Origin of the sequence: Streptomyces sp. NPDC005302, assembly GCF_040607345.1 — a bacterium.
GTDB lineage: Bacteria > Actinomycetota > Actinomycetes > Streptomycetales > Streptomycetaceae > Streptomyces.
In genome coordinates, this window is record NZ_JBEXGN010000001.1 from 330,534 (window position 1) to 350,006 (window position 19,473).

At 67.0% G+C, this 19,473-nt stretch carries 16 protein-coding genes; 7 read left to right on the plus strand and 9 right to left on the minus strand.

The window, feature by feature from the left end; all coding sequences use genetic code 11:
- Positions 1-3: 3 nt before the first annotated feature.
- A complete protein-coding gene (locus tag ABZT74_RS01445; RefSeq protein ID WP_356432837.1) occupies positions 4-2,424 on the minus strand; it encodes a DUF6049 family protein in 2,421 nt (806 codons plus the stop codon).
- A 221-nt stretch (positions 2,425-2,645) separates the two neighbouring features.
- Here ABZT74_RS01445 and ABZT74_RS01450 point away from each other — a divergent pair, with 221 nt between their 5' ends.
- Positions 2,646-4,112 (plus strand): CCA tRNA nucleotidyltransferase, encoded by a 1,467-nt coding sequence (locus ABZT74_RS01450; protein WP_356432839.1) that lies wholly within the window; start codon positions 2,646-2,648, stop codon positions 4,110-4,112.
- A 103-nt stretch (positions 4,113-4,215) separates the two neighbouring features.
- Here the strand turns inward: ABZT74_RS01450 and ABZT74_RS01455 are convergent, their stop codons facing one another.
- From ABZT74_RS01455 to ABZT74_RS01470, 4 genes are all read right to left on the minus strand, one after another.
- Complete coding sequence (locus tag ABZT74_RS01455) at positions 4,216-4,716, minus strand: hypothetical protein (RefSeq protein ID WP_356169169.1); 501 nt, start codon at positions 4,714-4,716, stop codon at positions 4,216-4,218.
- Between the two features lie 114 nt (positions 4,717-4,830).
- Complete coding sequence (locus ABZT74_RS01460) at positions 4,831-6,093, minus strand: MFS transporter (protein ID WP_356432841.1); 1,263 nt, start codon at positions 6,091-6,093, stop codon at positions 4,831-4,833.
- A gap of 80 nt (positions 6,094-6,173) precedes the next feature.
- On the minus strand, positions 6,174-7,256 hold the full coding sequence (locus ABZT74_RS01465; protein WP_351124268.1) for an inositol-3-phosphate synthase: 1,083 nt from the start codon (positions 7,254-7,256) through the stop codon (positions 6,174-6,176).
- 43 nt (positions 7,257-7,299) lie between these two features.
- A complete protein-coding gene (locus ABZT74_RS01470; protein ID WP_355872091.1) occupies positions 7,300-7,983 on the minus strand; it encodes a PadR family transcriptional regulator in 684 nt (227 codons plus the stop codon).
- Between the two features lie 374 nt (positions 7,984-8,357).
- Between ABZT74_RS01470 and ABZT74_RS01475 the strand changes: the two genes are divergently transcribed.
- Entirely contained in the window at positions 8,358-11,084 is a 2,727-nt protein-coding gene (locus tag ABZT74_RS01475; RefSeq protein ID WP_356432844.1) for a transglycosylase domain-containing protein, read from the plus strand.
- Positions 11,085-11,202: 118 nt separating this feature from the next.
- Complete coding sequence (locus ABZT74_RS01480) at positions 11,203-12,711, plus strand: glycosyltransferase 87 family protein (protein WP_356169178.1); 1,509 nt, start codon at positions 11,203-11,205, stop codon at positions 12,709-12,711.
- 95 nt (positions 12,712-12,806) lie between these two features.
- Here ABZT74_RS01480 and ABZT74_RS01485 read toward each other — a convergent pair whose 3' ends face one another.
- From ABZT74_RS01485 to ABZT74_RS01495, 3 genes are all read right to left on the minus strand, one after another.
- Positions 12,807-13,838, minus strand: a complete 1,032-nt coding sequence (locus tag ABZT74_RS01485; protein ID WP_081218316.1) for an alanine racemase — start codon at positions 13,836-13,838, stop codon at positions 12,807-12,809.
- Between the two features lie 129 nt (positions 13,839-13,967).
- The gene (gene femX, locus ABZT74_RS01490) at positions 13,968-15,089 is read right to left on the minus strand and encodes a peptidoglycan bridge formation glycyltransferase FemX (RefSeq protein WP_081218315.1); all 1,122 of its coding nucleotides are present in this window, start codon (positions 15,087-15,089) and stop codon (positions 13,968-13,970) included.
- 165 nt (positions 15,090-15,254) lie between these two features.
- The gene (locus tag ABZT74_RS01495; RefSeq protein ID WP_356432847.1) at positions 15,255-15,566 is read right to left on the minus strand and encodes a hypothetical protein; all 312 of its coding nucleotides are present in this window, start codon (positions 15,564-15,566) and stop codon (positions 15,255-15,257) included.
- 288 nt (positions 15,567-15,854) lie between these two features.
- Between ABZT74_RS01495 and rpsF the strand changes: the two genes are divergently transcribed.
- The 4 genes from rpsF (at position 15,855) to rplI (ending at position 17,593) form a co-directional block, all read left to right on the plus strand.
- On the plus strand, positions 15,855-16,145 hold the full coding sequence (gene rpsF / locus ABZT74_RS01500; RefSeq protein WP_037615007.1) for a 30S ribosomal protein S6: 291 nt from the start codon (positions 15,855-15,857) through the stop codon (positions 16,143-16,145).
- A gap of 77 nt (positions 16,146-16,222) precedes the next feature.
- A complete protein-coding gene (locus ABZT74_RS01505; protein WP_355872078.1) occupies positions 16,223-16,834 on the plus strand; it encodes a single-stranded DNA-binding protein in 612 nt (203 codons plus the stop codon).
- A 57-nt stretch (positions 16,835-16,891) separates the two neighbouring features.
- Positions 16,892-17,128 carry a 30S ribosomal protein S18 gene (rpsR, locus tag ABZT74_RS01510; protein ID WP_003949403.1) on the plus strand — a complete coding sequence of 79 codons (237 nt, stop codon included), beginning with the start codon at positions 16,892-16,894 and terminating at the stop codon, positions 17,126-17,128.
- A gap of 18 nt (positions 17,129-17,146) precedes the next feature.
- Positions 17,147-17,593, plus strand: coding sequence for a 50S ribosomal protein L9 (gene rplI / locus ABZT74_RS01515; protein ID WP_217457141.1), 447 nt, complete (start codon positions 17,147-17,149; stop codon positions 17,591-17,593).
- A gap of 168 nt (positions 17,594-17,761) precedes the next feature.
- Here the strand turns inward: rplI and ABZT74_RS01520 are convergent, their stop codons facing one another.
- Positions 17,762-19,099, minus strand: coding sequence for an MATE family efflux transporter (locus tag ABZT74_RS01520; protein WP_355872074.1), 1,338 nt, complete (start codon positions 19,097-19,099; stop codon positions 17,762-17,764).
- Positions 19,100-19,473 lie beyond the last annotated feature (374 nt).

The window sequence follows — 19,473 nt, forward strand, 5'->3', positions numbered from 1 at the left end:
CGCTCAACGGTCCACTCTCTCACCCGTGCCGGACGGGTCGGCGCTTTCCGCTGCGGTGTCCGGCGTCGGGTCACTCGGGTGCTCCGGGTCGTCAGCCACCGACTTCGGGCCGGATGTGCTCTCAGGACCGGCCTCGGAGTCGTCGGTGTCCTCCGTCTCTACGGTGCCGTCCGTGTCCTTGTTCACGCCCTCGGCCTCCGGCCCGTCCTCGGGCCCCTCCTCGGTCAGCCGGGCCGCCGCGCGCTTGCGCTGCGTGTACATCCGGAAGCCGGCGAGCACGAGGAGCAGGACACCGCCTCCGATGACGAGCATGACCGTGGAGGTGATCTCAGTGACCTTGACCTCGAAAGGCACCGGATCGCCGTAGGGCTGCCCGTCCTCGGTGTAGAGCTGCGCGACGACCTTCACCGGGCCGTTGGCCTTGGTGGAGGTGGGGAACTTCACCGACTGACTGTGCTCACCCGCGACCTTGATCGACTGCTCGTCGTACGGGCCGTTGCCGATCTTGAGGCGGGTCGGCTGCTGCGAGGTGAGGCGCAGCATGAGGTGGTCGACACCCTGGACGAGGTTGTTCTGGACGGTCACGGGGATCGTGGCGCTGCGACCGGAGAGTTTCGCGTCCGACTTCTTGATGAGATGCACCAGCCCGGTGAGCCCGTCCAGGTAGGCCTCCACACCGTCGCGGAAGGTGTCCGCCTCGTCGGGGCGGCCCCGCCAGGACGTCGACATCCCTCGGTCCATGGCCAGGCCGAAGGGCGTGACCACACGCGACCTGTCGGTGAGGATCACCTTGAACTTGTCGAGCTTGGTCTGCGTGGCCTGCATCCAGTCGAAGGCCGAAGCCGGCAGCTGCTGGTGCTTCAGGGCGGTCGGGTACGAAGAGGCGGAGGGCACCCGCGTGGTGGCGCCCGGGTCCGGCTTGGCCTTGGCGGCAGCCGCCAGTCCCTGGAACTCCGACCAGTTCCCCTGCTGGAGCGTCCTCAGAGCCGCGGCCATGGTCTGCGCCTGGCTGGCGGTGGGCATACGTTGCGGCGCGACGACGATGCTGCGCTGGTCCGCGTCCTGGAGGTTGATCATCAAGCTCTGAGCGAGGAACTTCTGGACGGCGAGTGTGGAGCTGCCGGCCTTGAGCATGTCGCCCTGGAACGCGGTCGACAGCCGTTCGTCCGCCACGACCGCCGTCGTACCGCCGCCGATGGGACGGGCGGCACTCGGGGTGTACGCCAGTCCGCCCGTCTCACGCACACTGTCGCTGCGGGCGATCACCTTGTCCGCCCCCGCCGAAGTCGCCACGTTCACGATCGACGGGTCGATCGCCCCCTCCACCGGCCAGGTGAAGTCCGTACTGGGCTTCACATGGACGATCGAGTAGACGGTGTCGGAAGCCACATCGGTGGCGTCCTTCAGGCGGCTCAGGGAGCCCGTGATCTTGCCGCTGTGGGCGATGGACGCGATGTCAGGGTCGGCGAAGGGGAGCGCGACGATCTTCTGCCCCTGGACCGACTTCTCGAGCTTGTCGAGCCATGCCTTGGCCAACGCCCGGTTCTTCTCGCTTCCGGCCACGGTCGTGCCATCCGCCTGCTGGACGCGGTAGCCGCCCCTCATGGCATCGACCGAGGCCAGCACGTCCGGGTCCAGCACCCATGTGACGTCGAGCCCGCTGCCCAGCGACAGGAGCTGGTCCAGCCGGCCGCCGGGGGCGATCTCCTTCGCCAGGTCGTCGTTCTTGAACACACGCGTCTGCTGCTCGTCCGAGCCGGTCTCGGCCGTGAGGTGGACCGAGGAGATCAGCGGCCAGAGATACGTCGTCTTCGTCTTCGTGTCCGCCTCGTCGGGCTGCCACGGAAGGAACGTCCGCTTGATGCCCAGAACCTGGTCCCACTGCTGGGCCGTCGTCCGCCCCGTGAGCGAGACACCGAGCTGGTAGACACCGTCGTCGCCCAGGTCGAGATCCTTGACGGGTACCGAGATGCTGAAGTTCTGCGAGCTGCCCGCGGCGAGCCGGGCGACCTTCTCGACGTACTTGCCGCTGACCTCCGCAGCATCGAGACCCGGCTGGAAGCTGGTGAGCTTCGCGGCGGTGTCGATGGCGGAGCGCGTGGTCAGCGGGGACGAGCCCACACGGATCCCCACGTGGGCGTCGGTGACGGTCTGCTTGCTCCTGTTGGTGACCGAACCGGAGACCGTGACCGTGTCGCCGTCTGTGGGGGCACTGGGGCTGAGCGAGTCGATACTGATGTCCACCCCGCCCGACCCCGCGGCATCGGCCACAGAGGCCTTCTCGGAGGCTTGTGCGGGCACGCCGAGCGGCAGCTGGAGCAGCCCGGCCAGCAACGGCGCCCCGGCCAGCAGTACACCGCTGCGCCGGAGCCACCGACGGGCAGGTGAGGGACTCGTCCCCTGGATGTCTGCCGCCTCGGCCACGCGCTCGCCCGTCCCTCGTCGTCGTCAGTGGTCGTCGGAATGTGCGTCCACGCATGGTAACGATGCGCGCTGAGAGTAAGTGCCGCGGAGTGGTCCACAAGATCGGCGGAGAGCACCGACTGTCCCGTATGTGGGCCTATCTGTGCCTGAGAAAAGGCGGACGCCGGTACAAGTTTTATCGAGGCGCTTCCCGGCGTCCCGGCCACGTACCCTTTTCTGTTGTGCCGAACGCCAATGAAGACAATCCCAGCGCCCTGAGTCAGGTGCAGCGCCGCGCGGTGAGTGAACTGTTGCGGGTGTCCCCTGTCGCCGACGAGCTCGCCCGCCGTTTCCAGGAGGCGGGGTTCTCACTCGCCCTGGTCGGCGGCTCGGTCCGGGACGCGCTCCTCGGCCGGCTCGGCAATGACCTGGACTTCACGACGGACGCCCGGCCCGAGGACGTGCTGAAGATCGTCCGGCCGTGGGCGGACGCCGTGTGGGAGGTCGGGATCGCGTTCGGCACCGTGGGTGCGCAGAAGGATGCCCGCGTGGGTGATGTGGAGCAGGCGTTCCAGATCGAGATCACCACGTATCGCTCCGAGGCGTACGACCGGACCTCACGCAAGCCCGAGGTGTCCTACGGCGACTCCATCGAGGAAGACCTCGTCCGTCGGGACTTCACGGTGAACGCGATGGCTGTCGCACTGCCGGAGAAGGAGTTCATCGACCCCCACGGCGGCCTCGAGGACCTGGACGCGCGCGTCCTGCGCACGCCCGGTACTCCGGAGGCCTCTTTCTCCGACGATCCGCTGCGCATGATGCGGGCCGCGCGGTTCGCGGCGCAGCTCGACTTCGAGGTGGCGCCCGAGGTCATCACGGCCATGACGGACATGGCCGCACGTATCGAGATCGTCTCGGCCGAGCGGGTGCGGGACGAGCTGAACAAGCTCATCCTGTCCGCCCACCCCCGCAAGGGCCTCACGCTGCTCGTCGACACCGGCCTCGCCGAGTACGTGCTGCCCGAGCTTCCCGCGCTGCGGCTGGAGAGTGATGAGCACCACCGGCACAAGGATGTGTACGAGCACACACTGATCGTCCTGGAACAGGCGATGGCGCTGGAGGAGGACGGGCCCGACCTGGTCCTCCGGCTCGCCGCGCTGCTGCACGACATCGGGAAGCCCCGGACCCGTCGCTTCGAGGACGACGGCCGGGTGTCGTTCCACCACCACGAGGTCGTCGGCGCCAAGATGACCAAGAAGCGGATGACGGCGCTCAAGTACTCGAACGACCTGGTGAAGGACGTCTCACATCTGGTCGAGCTGCATCTGCGCTTCCACGGCTACGGCACCGGCGAGTGGACGGACTCGGCCGTGCGGCGCTACGTCCGGGACGCCGGCCCGCTCCTCGGCCGCCTTCACAAGCTGACGCGCTCCGACTGCACCACACGCAACAAGCGCCGCGCTGCCGCCCTCTCCCGCGCGTACGACGGACTGGAGGACCGCATCGGCCAGCTCCAGGAACAAGAGGAACTCGACGCGATCCGTCCGGACCTCGACGGCAACCAGATCATGGAGATCCTGGACATCGGACCAGGCCCCGCGATCGGTCAGGCGTACAAGTTCCTGCTGGAGCTGCGTCTGGAGAACGGCCCGATGGAGCGCGACGCGGCGACGGCGGCGCTCAAGGAGTGGTGGGCCGAGCAGGGCTGAGACCTGATGTCCGGCGTCGATGTTTCACGTGAAACATCGACGCCGGACCACGCGAGGGGGCGGTGTTTCACGTGAAACACCGCCCCCTCGCATCACGGCGGAACTACTTCGCGGAGTACTCCGACAGGCACAGGGTGAAGTCGTCGCTGCCGCCCGTCTCCGTGTACTCGGCGTACTTGGTGCGGTCGCAACCGGAGTTGTCGCTCTTCTTCTGGGCCACCTTGAACTTCGCCTTGGAGTTGCCGCAGTCGACAACCTTCAGGCCCGGGTCGGTCGCGTTGTCCGGGTTGCTGATGCTCATGCAGTCCCCGACCTTGGCCGTGTCCGGGTCGTGCCGGCTCGCCAGGTAGCCCACGCCGGCGGCTATGAGCGCACAGACGACGATGCCGATCCGCAGGTACTGCTTGAAGCTCCGCTTCGGGCGCTGCGGCGGGACCGGGGCGAAGCCGGCGGGCTGCTGCGGGGGGAAGCCGGGCTGGCCGGGCTGCTGCGGGTAGCCCTGGGGCGGCTGCTGGCCGTACGGGTTCTGACCCTGGGGCGGCGGGCCGTATGGCTGCTGGCCCTGAGCGAACGGGTTCTGGCCCTGAGGCGGCGGTGTGGTCACTGGGAGTCCCCCCATTGGAACGCTGGCGCGTGGCGCGTATAAGACGCACGTAAGTTATCCGGCCCCAGCGACAACGCAGTAGCCAGGATTGGCTCTGTGGCACTGATGTGACACTTACTGCAGTTCAAAGCGGGCCAAAGCCGCCGCAATACATGCGTAGATCGCCGCCACCGTCGCAACGAGGGCTGTCGATCGGCCGTCAGAAGGCAGCATCAGCGCGGCCACTCCGGCCGCCCCCACGAACGCGACGTTGAACAGGACGTCGTAGACGGAGAAGATCCGGCCGCGGAAGCCGTCGTCCACCGAGGACTGCACGATCGTGTCCGTCGCGATCTTCGCGCCCTGCGTGGTCACTCCCAGCACGAACGCGGCGACCAGCACCGGTGTGGGCGCGAAGGGAAGGCACAGCGCGGGTTCCAGGACCGCTGCGGCCGCGGCGCAGACGGCGATCCAGCGGCCCGGGCCCAGTCGCCCTGCCGCCCAGGGGGTCACCAAGGCCGCGACGAAGAAGCCTGCCCCCGAGACGCCCACGGCGACTCCCAGGAGGGCGAGCCCGTCGTCCGATCCAGACGCCCACGCGTAGCGGCAGAGCATCAGCAGCATGACGGTCAGGGCGCCGTAGCAGAAACGCATGAGCGTCATCGCCATCAGAGCCCAGGCCGCCTCCCGCCGTGGTGGCTGGGCGAGGTGACGTACACCCGCGGCGAGACCGCGTGCTGTGCCGGCGAGAGCCTTGGCGATACTCAGGTGGACCAACTCACGGTCCGGTCCGAGGAGTTCCGGAGCGATGCGCGCCGCGGCGAGGGCGGCGCAGAGATACAGCGCTGCTCCGACGAGGACCACCGCCGCGTCCGAGTCCGCGACGAGCAGCCGTACGGCGAACGCGATCCCTCCGCCCAGAGTCGCGGCCAGCGTTCCGGCGGTGGGGGAAAGGGAGTTGGCCAGCACCAGGCGATCGGCGTCGACGACACGGGGAAGGGAGGCGGACAGCCCGGCCAGGACGAAGCGGTTGACCGCAGTGACGCAGAGCGCCGAGATGTAGAAGAGCCAGTCGGGGACATGGCTCAGCATCAGAACGGCGGTCACACACGCGAGCGCCGTGCGCAGGAGATTGCCGTACAGAAAAACCTGCCGGCGCCGCCACCGGTCCAGCAGGACACCCGCGAAGGGGCCGATGAGGGAGTACGGGAGCAGCAGGACCGCCATGGCGGACGCGATGGAGGCCGCCGAGGTCTGGTTCTCCGGGGAGAAGACGACGTAGGTGGCGAGGGCGACCTGGAAGACACCGTCGGCGCCCTGGGACAGCAGGCGTACGCCGAGCAGACGTCTGAACCCTTGAAGGCTCAGAAGGGCGCGCAGATCACGCACGACAGCCATGGCGCACAGCCTCACATACGGGGAAGGTCCCCGAGCACAGTGCCCGGGGACCTTCGACAGCAAGCACGAAGAGCTGTGCTTTAGCGCTCGACCTCGCCCTTGATGAACTTCTCGACGTTGGCGAAGGCCTCGTCGTCGAAGTACTGGACCGGCGGGGACTTCATGAAGTAGCTCGACGCGGAGAGGATCGGGCCGCCGATGCCGCGGTCCTTGGCGATCTTCGCGGCGCGCAGGGCGTCGATGATGACACCGGCCGAGTTCGGGGAGTCCCAGACCTCGAGCTTGTACTCCAGGTTCAGCGGGACGTCACCGAAGGCACGGCCCTCGAGGCGGACGTACGCCCACTTGCGGTCGTCGAGCCACGCCACGTAGTCCGAGGGACCGATGTGGACGTTCTTCTCGCCCATGTCGCGGTCGGGGATCTGCGAGGTGACGGCCTGCGTCTTCGAGATCTTCTTGGACTCGAGGCGGTCGCGCTCCAGCATGTTCTTGAAGTCCATGTTGCCGCCGACGTTGAGCTGCATGGTGCGCTCAAGACGGACACCGCGGTCCTCGAACAGCTTCGCCATCACGCGGTGCGTGATGGTGGCGCCGACCTGCGACTTGATGTCGTCGCCGACGATCGGGACGCCGGCCTCGGTGAACTTGTCCGCCCACTCCTTGGTGCCGGCGATGAAGACCGGGAGGGCGTTGACGAAGGCGACCTTGGCGTCGATGGCGCACTGGGCGTAGAACTTCGCCGCGGCCTCGGAACCGACGGGCAGGTAGCAGATCAGGACGTCGACCTGCTTGTCCTTGAGGACCTGGACCACGTCGACCGGGGTCTCGGCGGACTCCTCGATGGTCATGCGGTAGTACTTACCGAGACCGTCCAGGGTGTGACCGCGCTGGACCGTGACGCCCTTGCTCGGGACGTCGCAGATCTTGATGGTGTTGTTCTCGCTGGCACCGATGGCGTCGGAGAGGTCGAGGCCGACCTTCTTCGCGTCGACGTCGAACGCGGCGACGAACTCGACGTCACCGACGTGGTAGTCGCCGAACTGGACGTGCATCAGGCCGGGTACCTTGGCCGCCGGGTCGGCGTCCTTGTAGTACTCGACGCCCTGAACCAGCGAGGCGGCGCAGTTGCCCACGCCGACGATGGCTACGCGAACCGAACCCATTCCGGTTGCTCCCTGTGTGTATCGGTGAAACCCCGAATGGGTCTCACGTGGCGGTGTCGTCGGACGGATCCGGCCGGGTGCTGTCCCGGTGCCGGGGCAGGCCGCCCGTCTCTCCAGATGTGTTGTCCTGCTGAGCGGAGCCTTCGGAGGCGGAAGTCTTGATGTCCCGTCCGGCTCGCTCACTCTCGATGAGCTCGTTCAGCCAGCGCACTTCGCGCTCCACGGACTCCATTCCGTGGCGCTGGAGCTCAAGCGTGTAGTCGTCGAGGCGCTCTCGGGTGCGCGCCAGTGAGGCGCGCATCTTCTCGAGGCGCTCCTCCAGACGGCTGCGGCGGCCTTCCAGTACGCGCATGCGCACATCGCGTGACGTCTGCCCGAAGAAGGCGAAGCGAGCAGCGAAGTGCTCGTCCTCGTAGGCGTCGGGACCCGTCTGCGCGAGAAGTTCCTCGAAGTGATCCTTACCTTCTGCCGTCAATCGATAGACGATCTTGGCGCGACGTCCCGCGAGCGTTGCCGTGAGGGCGTCTTCTGGTGTGGATCCTGATTCCTCGATCAACCAGCCGTTGGCGACCAGCGTCTTGAGGCAGGGGTAGAGCGTTCCGTAGCTGAAGGCACGGAAGACGCCCAGTGATGTGTTGAGTCGTTTGCGCAGCTCATAGCCGTGCATCGGGGACTCGCGGAGCAGGCCGAGTACGGCGAACTCGAGGATCCCGGCACGCCGGCTCATCGTCGCCTCCTCCCTGTCGCTGCCTCGTCAGCACGACGTTTATGCCGTGCTGATGTATCGACTCGATACATCAGCACGATAGAACGCCTCTGCGGATGCGACAAGAGGTGCCATGGTGAACGGCGTCACATCACTGATTCATACGAAGCAAGTTGCCTGATTTGGGGTGAACTTCGGTGCTAGGCAGGTTTTGACGGTGCGTAGTCTGTGCGGCATGCACACCACCGGGAACCGAGTGACGACTGAGGACGTCATCGTCTTTGGTGCAGTACGGGTGAATGCGCGATCGACCGCATCCGTACTTCGGGGGGACCGGAAACCAGCCGCCGTTTCCAGGCGCGCAAAGGTGCGCCTGCCCGAGGAGTAATCGTTCGATGAGCGAGCACCGTCGCAAACCGTCGCAGCCGCAGGGCGGCGGACGTGCCGCGGCCCGACGCGGTCAGCCCGACCCGTCCGCAGGCCGCCGCGCGGCACCGCGAGGCGCCACCGGGTCTCCTTCCGACTCCTATGAGTCGGGGGGTGAAGAGCGCCCGTACGGCAGTCGTGCCGAGGCACGTCGAGCCGCACAGAAGGGCAGCGGCGGCCGTCGCCGGGCCGCCGAGGGCGCCGGACGTGGCGGCCCCGGAGGCCCTGGAGGCGGGGGCGGCCGACGTGGTGGCCCCCCTGGGCCCAGCGGGCCGGGACGCGGTCGTGGCCGCGCCCCCGAGCCCTCCAAGAAGCGCATCGTCGACTACCCACGCGCCGGCAAGTACGGCGCCGCGCGCTGGGTGCCGTCCTGGAAGCTCGTGACGGGTCTCTTCATCGGCTTCTGCGGCAGCCTTGTCGCGGTCGCGGGTGTCGCGTACGCCCTCGTGGGTGTCCCGGACGAAGCCAAGACCGCGACCGCGCAGAACAACGTCTACTACTGGGCGAACGGCGATCAGATGGTCGCGACGGGCGGTGAGACCAACCGCCAGATCATCGGCTACGCGCAGATCCCCAAGGAGATGCGCTACGCGGTGATGTCGGCCGAGAACAAGACGTTCGAGTCCGACAGTGGTGTCGACCCGACAGGTATTGCCCGTGCCTTCGTGAACATGGCCAAGGGCGGTCAGACGCAGGGTGGCTCCACCATCACCCAGCAGTACGTGAAGAACGCCATGCTGGACGATCAGTCGCAGACGATCTCCCGCAAGTTCAAGGAGCTGTTCGTCTCCGTCAAGGTCGGTGCCTCGGTACCGAAGGAAGACATCATGGCCGGCTACCTGAACTCGGCCTACTACGGACGGAACGCCTACGGTATCCAGGCTGCCGCGCGCGCCTACTTCAACGAGGAAGCCACAAAGCTGGACCCGAGCCAGTGTGCCTTCCTGGCGGCCGTGCTGAAGGGTGCCACCTACTACGACCCCGCCGGTTCACCGTCGATCGACCCGGCCGCAACGGCGGCGAACAACCGCAAGCGCGCGGAGTCCCGCTGGAAGTGGATTCTCGACGAAGAGGTGAAGGACAAGCGCCTGACAGCGGCGGAGCGCGGCAAGTACACCAAGTTCCCCGATCCCCAGAGCCCGCGGTCGAACGCCGCGCTGGGCGGGCAGATCGGCTACCTGGTCGACCTGGCCAACTCGTACATCGTCAACAACAGCGACAAGACCGGGATCACCGAGACCAAGCTCCGGCAGGGCGGCTACGAGATCCACACGACCTTCGACAAGAAGAAGGTCGACGCCCTCGAGGCCTCGGTGAAGAAGGTGCAGAAGGCCAACATCAAGGAGAAGCTGCGCCCGAAGACGGACAAATACGTCCAGTTCGGTGGAGCATCCGTCAACCCCGCGAATGGCGCCATCGAGGCCATCTACGGCGGCACGGACGCGACGAAGCACTTCACCAACAACGCCGACCAGACCGGCGCGCAGGTGGGCTCGACGTTCAAGCCCTTCGTTCTGGCGGCGGCCATGACCTGGGGCGCCAGGAATCCTGACGGGCTCAAGGATCAGGCGCAGGACGATCGCACCATCGTGTCCCCGAAGAGTCTCTACAGCGGCAAGAACAAGCTGAAGATCAAGGATTACGACGGGACGGACTGGCAGGACGACAAGGGCAAGGAGTGGCTGCAGCAGAACGACGGCCAGCAGTCGTACAACCCTCCGAGCTACAAGATCGACCTGCGTGAGGCGATGCGTGAGTCCGTCAACTCCGCCTATGTGCAACTGGGCATGGATGTCGGCCTCGACAAGGTGAAGGACTCTGTTCTTCGCGCCGGCATCAAGGAATCCAGCCTCGCCAGCTCCAGGTTCCCGTCCTTCTCCCTGGGCACCTCGTCCCCGAGTGCGATCCGCATGGCCGGGGCGTACGCCACCTTCGCGGCCAGCGGCGAGCAGCGTGACCCGTACTCGGTCGAGAAGATCACGAACAAGGACGGCAACGTCTTCCAGCACGATGACGTCGAGAAGACCGAGGAGGCCTTCACCTCGAAGGTCGCTGACAACGTCACCGACGTACTGAAGACCGTGGTCGAGAAGGGCACCGGCACCAACGCCCAGCTGAAGGGCCGCCAGGTGGCGGGCAAGACCGGTACGACGGACGGCAACAAGTCCGCCTGGTTCGTCGGCTACACCCCGCAGCTGTCCACGGCGATCAGCATGTACCGCCTGGACGACGACGAGACGAAGAAGGACCGCAAGTTCCTCCAGATGTACGGCACGGGTGGCGAGAAGACCATCCACGGCGCCTCGTTCCCGTCACAGATCTGGCGGGACTACATGGAGGTCGCGCTCAAGGGCGAGAAGGTGGAATCCTTCCCCAAGCCCGAAGAGATCGGCACGGTGCTCAACGACACCCCGAGCCCGACGCCGACCCCGACGGTCAGCGAGACCGAGTCCCCGAGCCCGACGCCGACCCCGACGCCGACTCCGACACTCACGTCACCCTCGCCCTCGGCGAGTGAGACCTGCGGCAAGTTCGACTGGTCCTGCAACAACAACGGCGGGACGGACAACGGTGGCACCGACAACGGTGGCACCGACGGAGGCGTGACCTCGACGCCGACGGAGTCCACGACCGACGGCACCAGTAGAGGAAATGCCAACGGCAATGGCGGGAGCCTCTTCGGGGGCACCGGATAGTCGTCACCGTGTGTGTTTCACGTGAAACACACCGTTTCACGTGAAACGAGGGCCGTCGCACCGACCAGGTGCGGCGGCCCTCAGCGCATTCCTGGACACGTACGGCAGGATGTGCGGCATGCCCAGTGCAGAGACGACGCGCGAGAGCGCGCACGAGCCGGAGCTGGTGCGGCCGACCAAGGATGACGAGGTCGCCGCCAGCGGCAGCGAGCTGATCGGCGGCCCCATCGGGCGGCGAGCCCTGCTCGGGACGTCCTGGTGGACACCCGTGCGGGTCGTCGCCCTGATCGCGATCGGCATGTTCGCCCTCGGCATGGTCCAGAAGCTGCCCTGTTACGACGGGGGCTGGTTCTTCGGGGCCAGTTCGCAGTACACGCACGCGTGCTACTCGGACATCCCGCACCTCTACCAGGGGCGTGGATTCGCGGATGGGCTCGTGCCCTACTTCGACAAGCTGCCCGGCGACATGGACTACCTCGAGTACCCGGTACTGACCGGCGTGTTCATGGAGGTCGCGGCCTGGCTCACCCCGGGAAGCGGGAGCATCCAGGATCAGGAGCAGATCTACTGGATGGTCAACGCGGGGATGCTCATGGCGTGCGCGGCGGTCATCGCCGTCTGTGCCGCCCGCACCCACCGCCGGCGCCCCTGGGACGGCCTCTTGGTGGCCCTGGCGCCGGCCTTCGCGCTCACGGCCACCATCAACTGGGATCTCCTCGCTGTGGCCCTCCTGGCCGCCGCGATGCTGATGTGGTCGCGGGGGCGCGCCCTGGCCTTCGGCATCCTGGTCGGACTCGCCACGGCAGCCAAGTTCTATCCGTTCCTGGTGCTCGGTCCGCTGTTCCTGCTGTGCTGGCGTGCCGGCAAATGGCGTGAGTTCGGAACGGCGCTTCTCGGGGCCGTCGGTGCCTGGCTCGTGGTGAACCTTCCGGTCATGTACTTCGCGCCCGAAGGGTGGTCGAAGTTCTACACCTTCAGCCAGGAGCGCGGGGTCGACTTCGGCTCCGTCTTCCTGTTCATCTCACAGTGGCTGAAGATCACGATCACCCCCGACACGGCCAACACGTGGGCGCTGGTCATGATGCTGCTCCTCTGTGCGGGGCTGAGCGCCGTCACGCTCACAGCCCCCCGCAGGCCCCGATTCGCCCAGCTCGCGTTCCTGATCGTCGCGGCCTTCATCCTGACGAACAAGGTCTACTCACCGCAGTACGTGCTGTGGCTGGTCCCTCTCGCCGCACTGGCCCGGCCGCGCTGGCGGGACTTCCTGATCTGGCAGGCATGCGAGGTCGCGTACTTCCTGGGCATCTGGATGTACCTCGCGTACACGACCAGCGGGGACGCTCACAAGGGTCTGCCGACCGACGGATACCAAGTCGCTATCGCCGTCCACCTGTTGGGGACGCTCTACCTCTGTGCGGTGGTGCTCCGGGACATCTTCATGCCCGAACGCGACGTGGTGCGGCGAGCAGGCGACGACGATCCGTCGGGCGGGATCCTGGACGGCGCCGATGACGTGTTCGTCCTGGGAGCGGCGGCCCATCCACCGAGGCACGCGGCGCACTTCGACGGACAGCCCCCGGTCGAGTGGGGTGGCAGGAGTGTGCCTCCTGGAGGCAGTTCGCTCTGAGCGAACAGACTCGGGAGAGGTCATGCGAAAGGCCGTCCACGGAGCCCGTGGACGGCCTTTCGCATGCGTTGGAGCGGTACGGAACGGATTCGGTGTCAGCGCTCGACGACCCGGTCGTACTGCGTCGTGGTGTGCCGCAGGTGCGCCACGAGTTCGTCGCCGACCTTCGGCTCCGAGGCGTCGGAAGGCACGAAGAGGATCGACACCTGCATGTGCGGAGGCTCCGCGAACCAGCGCTGCTTGCCCGCCCAGACGAACGGCGCGAGGTTGCGGTTCACCGTGGCCAGGCCGGCGCGAGCGACGCCCTTGGCGCGCGGCATGACGCCGTGCAGCGCCTTGGGAGCCTCCAGACCGACCCCGTGCGACGTACCGCCCGCCACGACCACGAGCCAGCCGTCCGATGCGGCCTTCTGCTGCCGGTAGCCGAAGCGGTCGCCCTTGGAGACCCGTGTGACGTCCAAGACGGCTCCGCGGTACTCGGTGGCCTCGTGGTCCCCCAGCCACAGCCGCGTGCCGATGCGGGCGCGGAAGCGGGTCTGCGGGAACTGCTGCTGAAGTCGAGCGAGTTCGTCCGCCTTGAGGTGGCTGACGAACATCGTGTGCAGTGGCAGGCGGGCCGCACGGAGGCGGTCCATCCAGCCGATGACCTCCTCGACGGCGTCCGAGCCGTCGGTGCGGTCCAGCGGCAGGTGGATGGCGAAACCCTCGAGCCGCACGTTCTCGATGGCGGCGTGCAGATGCGGCAGGTCCTGCTCGCTCACACCGTGCCGCTTCATCGAGGACATGACCTCGATGACCACGCGGGCTCCCACGAGGCCGTAGACGCCGTCGATGGACGACACCGACCGGATGACACGGTCGGGCAGCGGTACGGGCTCCTCGCCGCGCCTGAACGGCGTCAGCACCAGGAGATCGCCGCCGAACCAGTCCTTGATCCGGGCGGCCTCGTACGTGGTGCCCACGGCGAGGATGTCCGACCCCAGACGGGTGGCCTCGTCCGCGAGCCGTTCGTGGCCGAAGCCGTAGCCGTTGCCCTTGCAGACGGGGACCAGCCCCGGAAACTGCTCGGACACCTGCTTGTGGTGTGCCCGCCAGCGCGCGGTGTCGACGTAGAGCGTGAGCGCCATGGCCGGTCCCGGAACCTTTCTCGTGGCTGCCGTGTGTTCAGAGGTACGAAAGGCGATTGTCGCTGATTTGCCGGACCGATGGGGAGGTGCCCGGCCGGATAAGGGGCCGGGCACGTCTTCCGGGTCGGCTCAGCGGCGCGACATGTAGATGTCGAGTGCCTTGTGGAGCAGCTTGTTGAGCGGGAAGTCCCACTCGCCGAGGTACTCGGCCGCCTCGCCGCCGGTGCCCACCTTGAACTGGATGAGGCCGAAGAGGTGGTCCGTCTCGTCCAGCGAGTCGGAGATGCCGCGCAGGTCGTAGACCGTGGCGCCCAGTGCGTACGAGTCGCGCAGCATGCGCCACTGCATCGCGTTCGAGGGCCGGACCTCGCGACCGATGTTGTCCGAGGCGCCGTAGGAGTACCAGACGTGGCCGCCCACGACGAGCATCGTCGCCGCTGAGAGGTTCACGCCGTTGTGGCGCGCGAAGTACAGCCGCATGCGGTTCGGGTCCTCGGTGTTGAGGGCCGTCCACATGCGCTGGAAGTACGACAGCGGGCGCGGCCGGAAGTGGTCGCGGACCGCGGTGATCTCGTAGAGCCGCTGCCACTCCTCCAGGTCGTGGTAGCCACCCTGGACGACCTCGACCCCCGCCTTCTCGGCCTTCTTGATGTTGCGGCGCCAGAGCTGGTTGAAGTTTTTGTGGACCTCTTCCAGCGAGCGGTTGGCGAGCGGCACCTGGAAGACGTAGCGGGGCTGGACGTCACCGAAGCCGGCGCCGCCGTCCTCGCCCTGCTGCCAGCCCATGCGGCGCAGCTTGTCGGCCACCTCGAAGGCCCGCGGTTCGATGAAATCGGCCTCGATGTCGCGCAGGCGCTTCACGTCCGGGTTCTGGATGCCGCCCTTGATGGACGTGGCCTCCCAGCGCCGGATGATCACCGGCGGGCCCATCTTCACGGAGAAGGCGCCCTGCTGCTTGAGATGCGCGAGCATCGGCTGCAGCCAGTCGTCCAGGTTCGGCGCGAACCAGTTGATGACCGGGCCCTCGGGAAGGTAGGCCAGGTAGCGCTTGATCTTGGGCAGCTGGCGGTAGAGGACCAGGCCCGCGCCGACCATCTCGCCGGTCCTGTCGTCGAACCACCCGAGGTTCTCGGAGCGCCATTCGGCCTTTACGTCTGCCCATGCGGGGACCTGCATGTGACTGGCCGCGGGCAGGCTCTGGATGTAGGCCAGATGCTGCTCACGACTGATGGTCCTCAGGGTCAGGCTCATTTAGGGGCGCTCCTCGGGCTGGTGTGTCCCCATGGGTACAAGGGCTCCGGCTCTCGCGCCGAAGCCTACTGCGCCCTGCGAGCGCCCCGTCTGGCCGTATGGAACCTGAGCCCCGGGAAGAGAGCGTGGAGCGTCCCGGGGCTCAGTGGAAAACGGACGTTCGACTCAGAACGTCCCGCCGAAGAGGCCGCCGTGGGCCAGACCGAGGTAGAAACCGACCCCCGACAGGCCGAGCCCCAGGATCAGACCGAAGCGCTCCCGGGTCGTCACGGAGATGAACTGCCCGTAGGCGCCGGTGAGGATCCCGATGAGGCCGGCCCACGAGCTGATCAGGTGGAGGCTGTGGAACATCGATGTGACGAAGGCCAGGACCCCGAGCACCAGGGTCACCGTGAGCAAGGTGTCCTGGAGGGGATGAGGCTTGCCGTCCGTGGCGAAGAGTGAGCCGGTGGTGTTCGGTCGCAATACCTGTGCCATAAGGCACCTCCTGCGGAAGGCGGCGCATCGTAGCGCCATACACACCCGATGTGTACAGACTGGGGGTCAACCCGGTCGGATTTCAACCGGAAGGCAGGGTGCAGGTAGTCTGTACCCTCTGCACCGGTGTCTGCCCAGGCTCATGGCCAGGTCACGACAGGGATTGCCGCTCGGTTTCACCGGCGACGACCCCGATTGTCAGTGGCGGCCGATACCGTTGCGTACGCATCACAACCCTCCTGCCACGGAACGACCGTGGCCGCTGAGTCCAAAGGAGGTGGGTTCCACATGCGTCACTACGAAGTGATGGTCATCCTCGACCCCGATCTGGAGGAGCGCGCTGTCGCCCCCCTGATCGAGAACTTCCTCTCCGTCGTCCGCGAGGGCGCCGGAAAGGTCGAAAAGGTCGACACCTGGGGCCGTCGTCGTCTCTCGTACGAGATCAAGAAGAAGCCCGAGGGCATCTACTCGGTCATCGACCTGCAGGCCGAGCCTGCAGTCGTCAAGGAGCTCGACCGCCAGATGAACCTGAACGAGTCGGTCCTCCGGACCAAGGTCCTCCGTCCCGAGACCCACTGAGCTCTCCAGCTCAGCTGAACTCGGGCATCGAGTAGCAGCACCAGCAGCCAGCAGCAAACCCGCCGAGAGGTACCCCCATGGCAGGCGAGACCGTCATCACGGTTGTCGGCAATCTTGTCGACGACCCCGAGCTGCGCTTCACCCCTTCCGGTGCGGCGGTCGCGAAGTTCCGTGTCGCGTCCACTCCCCGCACCTTCGACCGTCAGACCAATGAGTGGAAGGACGGCGAGAGCCTGTTCCTGACCTGCTCGGTCTGGCGTCAGGCGGCGGAGAACGTCGCAGAGTCGCTCCAGCGAGGCATGCGCGTCATCGTGCAGGGCCGGCTGAAGCAGCGGTCCTACGAGGACCGTGAAGGCGTCAAGCGCACGGTCTACGAGCTGGACGTCGAGGAAGTCGGCGCCAGCCTGAAGAACGCCACGGCCAAGGTCACCAAGACCACGGGTCGAAGTGGCCAGGGCGGCCAGGGTGGTTACGGCGGCGGCGGTGGCGGCGGCCAGCAGGGCGGTGGCTGGGGCGGTGGCTCCGGCGGCGCTCCGCAGGGCGGCGGCGCTCCCGCCGACGACCCCTGGGCTACCGGCACTCCCGCCGGTGGCAACCAGGGCGGCGGCGGTGGCGGTGGCGGCTGGGGCGGAAACTCCGGCGGTGCCGGCGGTTCCGGCGGCGGCTACTCGGACGAGCCCCCCTTCTAGGCCCTCGGGCCGAGGGTGGGTCGTACGCCCACTTCTTGATCACACAGGAGATACACCATGGCGAAGCCGCCTGTGCGCAAGCCGAAGAAGAAGGTCTGCGCTTTCTGCAAGGACAAGGTCACGTACGTGGACTACAAGGACACGAACATGCTGCGGAAGTTCATTTCCGACCGCGGCAAGATCCGTGCCCGCCGCGTGACCGGCAACTGCACGCAGCACCAGCGTGACGTCGCCACGGCTGTGAAGAACAGCCGTGAGATGGCGCTGCTGCCCTACACGTCCACCGCGCGATAAGGGAAGGGTGACCGACAAATGAAGATCATCCTCACCCACGAGGTCTCTGGCCTCGGTGCCGCTGGCGACGTCGTCGACGTCAAGGACGGCTACGCTCGCAACTACCTGATCCCGCGGAACTTCGCGATCCGCTGGACCAAGGGCGGCGAGAAGGACGTCGAGCAGATTCGTCGTGCTCGCAAGATCCACGAGATCGCCACCATCGAGCAGGCCAACGAGATCAAGGCCCGCCTCGAAGGTGTCAAGGTCCGCCTGGCCGTTCGCTCCGGCGACGCCGGTCGTCTCTTCGGTTCCGTCACCCCGGCCGACGTCGCTTCGGCGATCAAGGCTTCTGGTGGCCCCGAGGTCGACAAGCGCCGCATCGAGCTGGGCTCGCCCATCAAGACCCTGGGCGCCCACGAGACGTCCGTGCGTCTGCACCCCGAGGTTGCCGCCAAGGTCAACATCGAGGTCGTCGCTGCCTGAGTGCAGCGCTCGGCATAGCTGAGAGAAGGGCCGCATCCCTCGGGGTGCGGCCCTTCTGCGTTGCTGCGATCGGATCGTGGAGGAGGCTCCACCGTCGGCGCGGGTGTGCCGTTTCACGTGAAACCCGTCGTCGTTTCACGTGAAACGACGACGGCGATCAATGCGCTGTCAGCGCGTCGCGCCCGTGACGATCCAGCGGCCCGAGCGCGAGCGCAGCCACAGCGTCAGCATGCGCATCGCCATCATCAGCGCCATGGCTCCCCAGAGCGCGGTCAGTCCGCCGCCGAGGACCGGAACGAGCAGGGCGACCGGTGTGAAGACCGCCAGCGTCAGCAGCATCGCGCGGGCCAGGTACGGGCCGTCCCCCGCACCCATCAGGACTCCGTCCAGCACGAAGGCGACGCCGCAGATCGGCTGCACGAGCGCTACGACGACCAGGGCCGGCAGGGCCGCACCCTGCACGCCCGCGTCGCCGCTGAACAGCGGAAGGAACACGGAGCGGGTCGCGACGACCAGCAGACCGAGGACGGTACCGGTGGCGATGCCCCACTGGATCATGCGCCGGCAGGCATCGCGGGCACCGAGTGCGTCACCGGCGCCCAAGTAGCGTCCGATGATGGCCTGGCCCGCGATGGCGATGGCGTCGAGAGCGAAAGCGAGCAGACTCCACAGCGACAGGATGATCTGGTGCGCGGCCATCTCGGCGTCCCCCAGCCGTGCGGCGACGGCCGTGGCGATCAGCAGGATCGCCCTGAGCGACAACGTACGGACGAGCAGGGGGACCCCGGCCTGTGCGCAGGCGCGTATCCCTCCGGCATCGGGTCGAAGTGACGCGCCGTGCTTCCGTGCTCCTCGCACGACGACGTAGAGGTAGACGGCGGCCATGGCCCACTGAGCGATGACGGTGCCCCAGGCGGAGCCGGCGATACCGAGGCCGACTCCGTAGACGAGGAGTCCGTTGAGGGCCGCGTTGGCGACGAAGCCGCCGACGGCGACATACAGGGGAGTCCGTGTGTCCTGAAGCCCACGCAGTACCCCTGTGGCGGCGAGCACGACGAGCATGGCCGGAATTCCGAACGCCGAGATCCGCAGATACGTCGTCGCGTACGGAGCTGCGGTGTCGGAGGCACCGAAGAGCGCCATCAGGGACGGCGCCGTGGGGAGGGTCACGGCGATGACGGCCACACCGATGAGGAGGGCGAGCCAGATGCCGTCCATCCCCTGTTTGATCGCGGCTGCGAGATCACCGGCGCCGACTCGTCGGGCGACAGCGGCTGTGGTGGCGTAGGCGAGGAAGACGAAGACGCCGACAGCTGTCATGAGGAGGGCGGAGGCGACGCCGAGGCCGGCCAGTTGGGCGGTGCCCAGATGGCCGACGATGGCGCTGTCGGCCATGACGAAAAGCGGCTCGGCGACGAGCGCGCCGAAGGCCGGGACGGCCAGCGCGACGATCTCTCGATCGTGCCGACGTCGGACGGTCCTGGGCGCCGCGGGAGCCTGTGTCATGGGCACCAATCTAATCTTCCACAGGTAAGAGATGCAATTGCCGAAGGACCCTTACCGTCAGCCTGGCACGGCGTGTCACGCCGGACCGTTTCGAGCGATCTTGATCCGACAGGAAAAGTTTTTCTCCTGCACAGCCGGTGGACGGGAAAGGTGCAGGTCAGGGCGTGTCTCGCCGGAAGGGTGAGGGCTTGTTCACAGGGCTGTCCACCGAGTCGTGCACAGGTTTTGTGGGGTTCTCCACAGCATCAGGGCCGTCGTCCACATGGCCTGTGGATAACCAGATTGGCTGACGGTGCCCGCGGGCCTAACGTGGTGCGTCGCCCGTACTCTCCTCCGTCCTCGGAATCCACGCAAAAACGACGCGTGAGAACCGG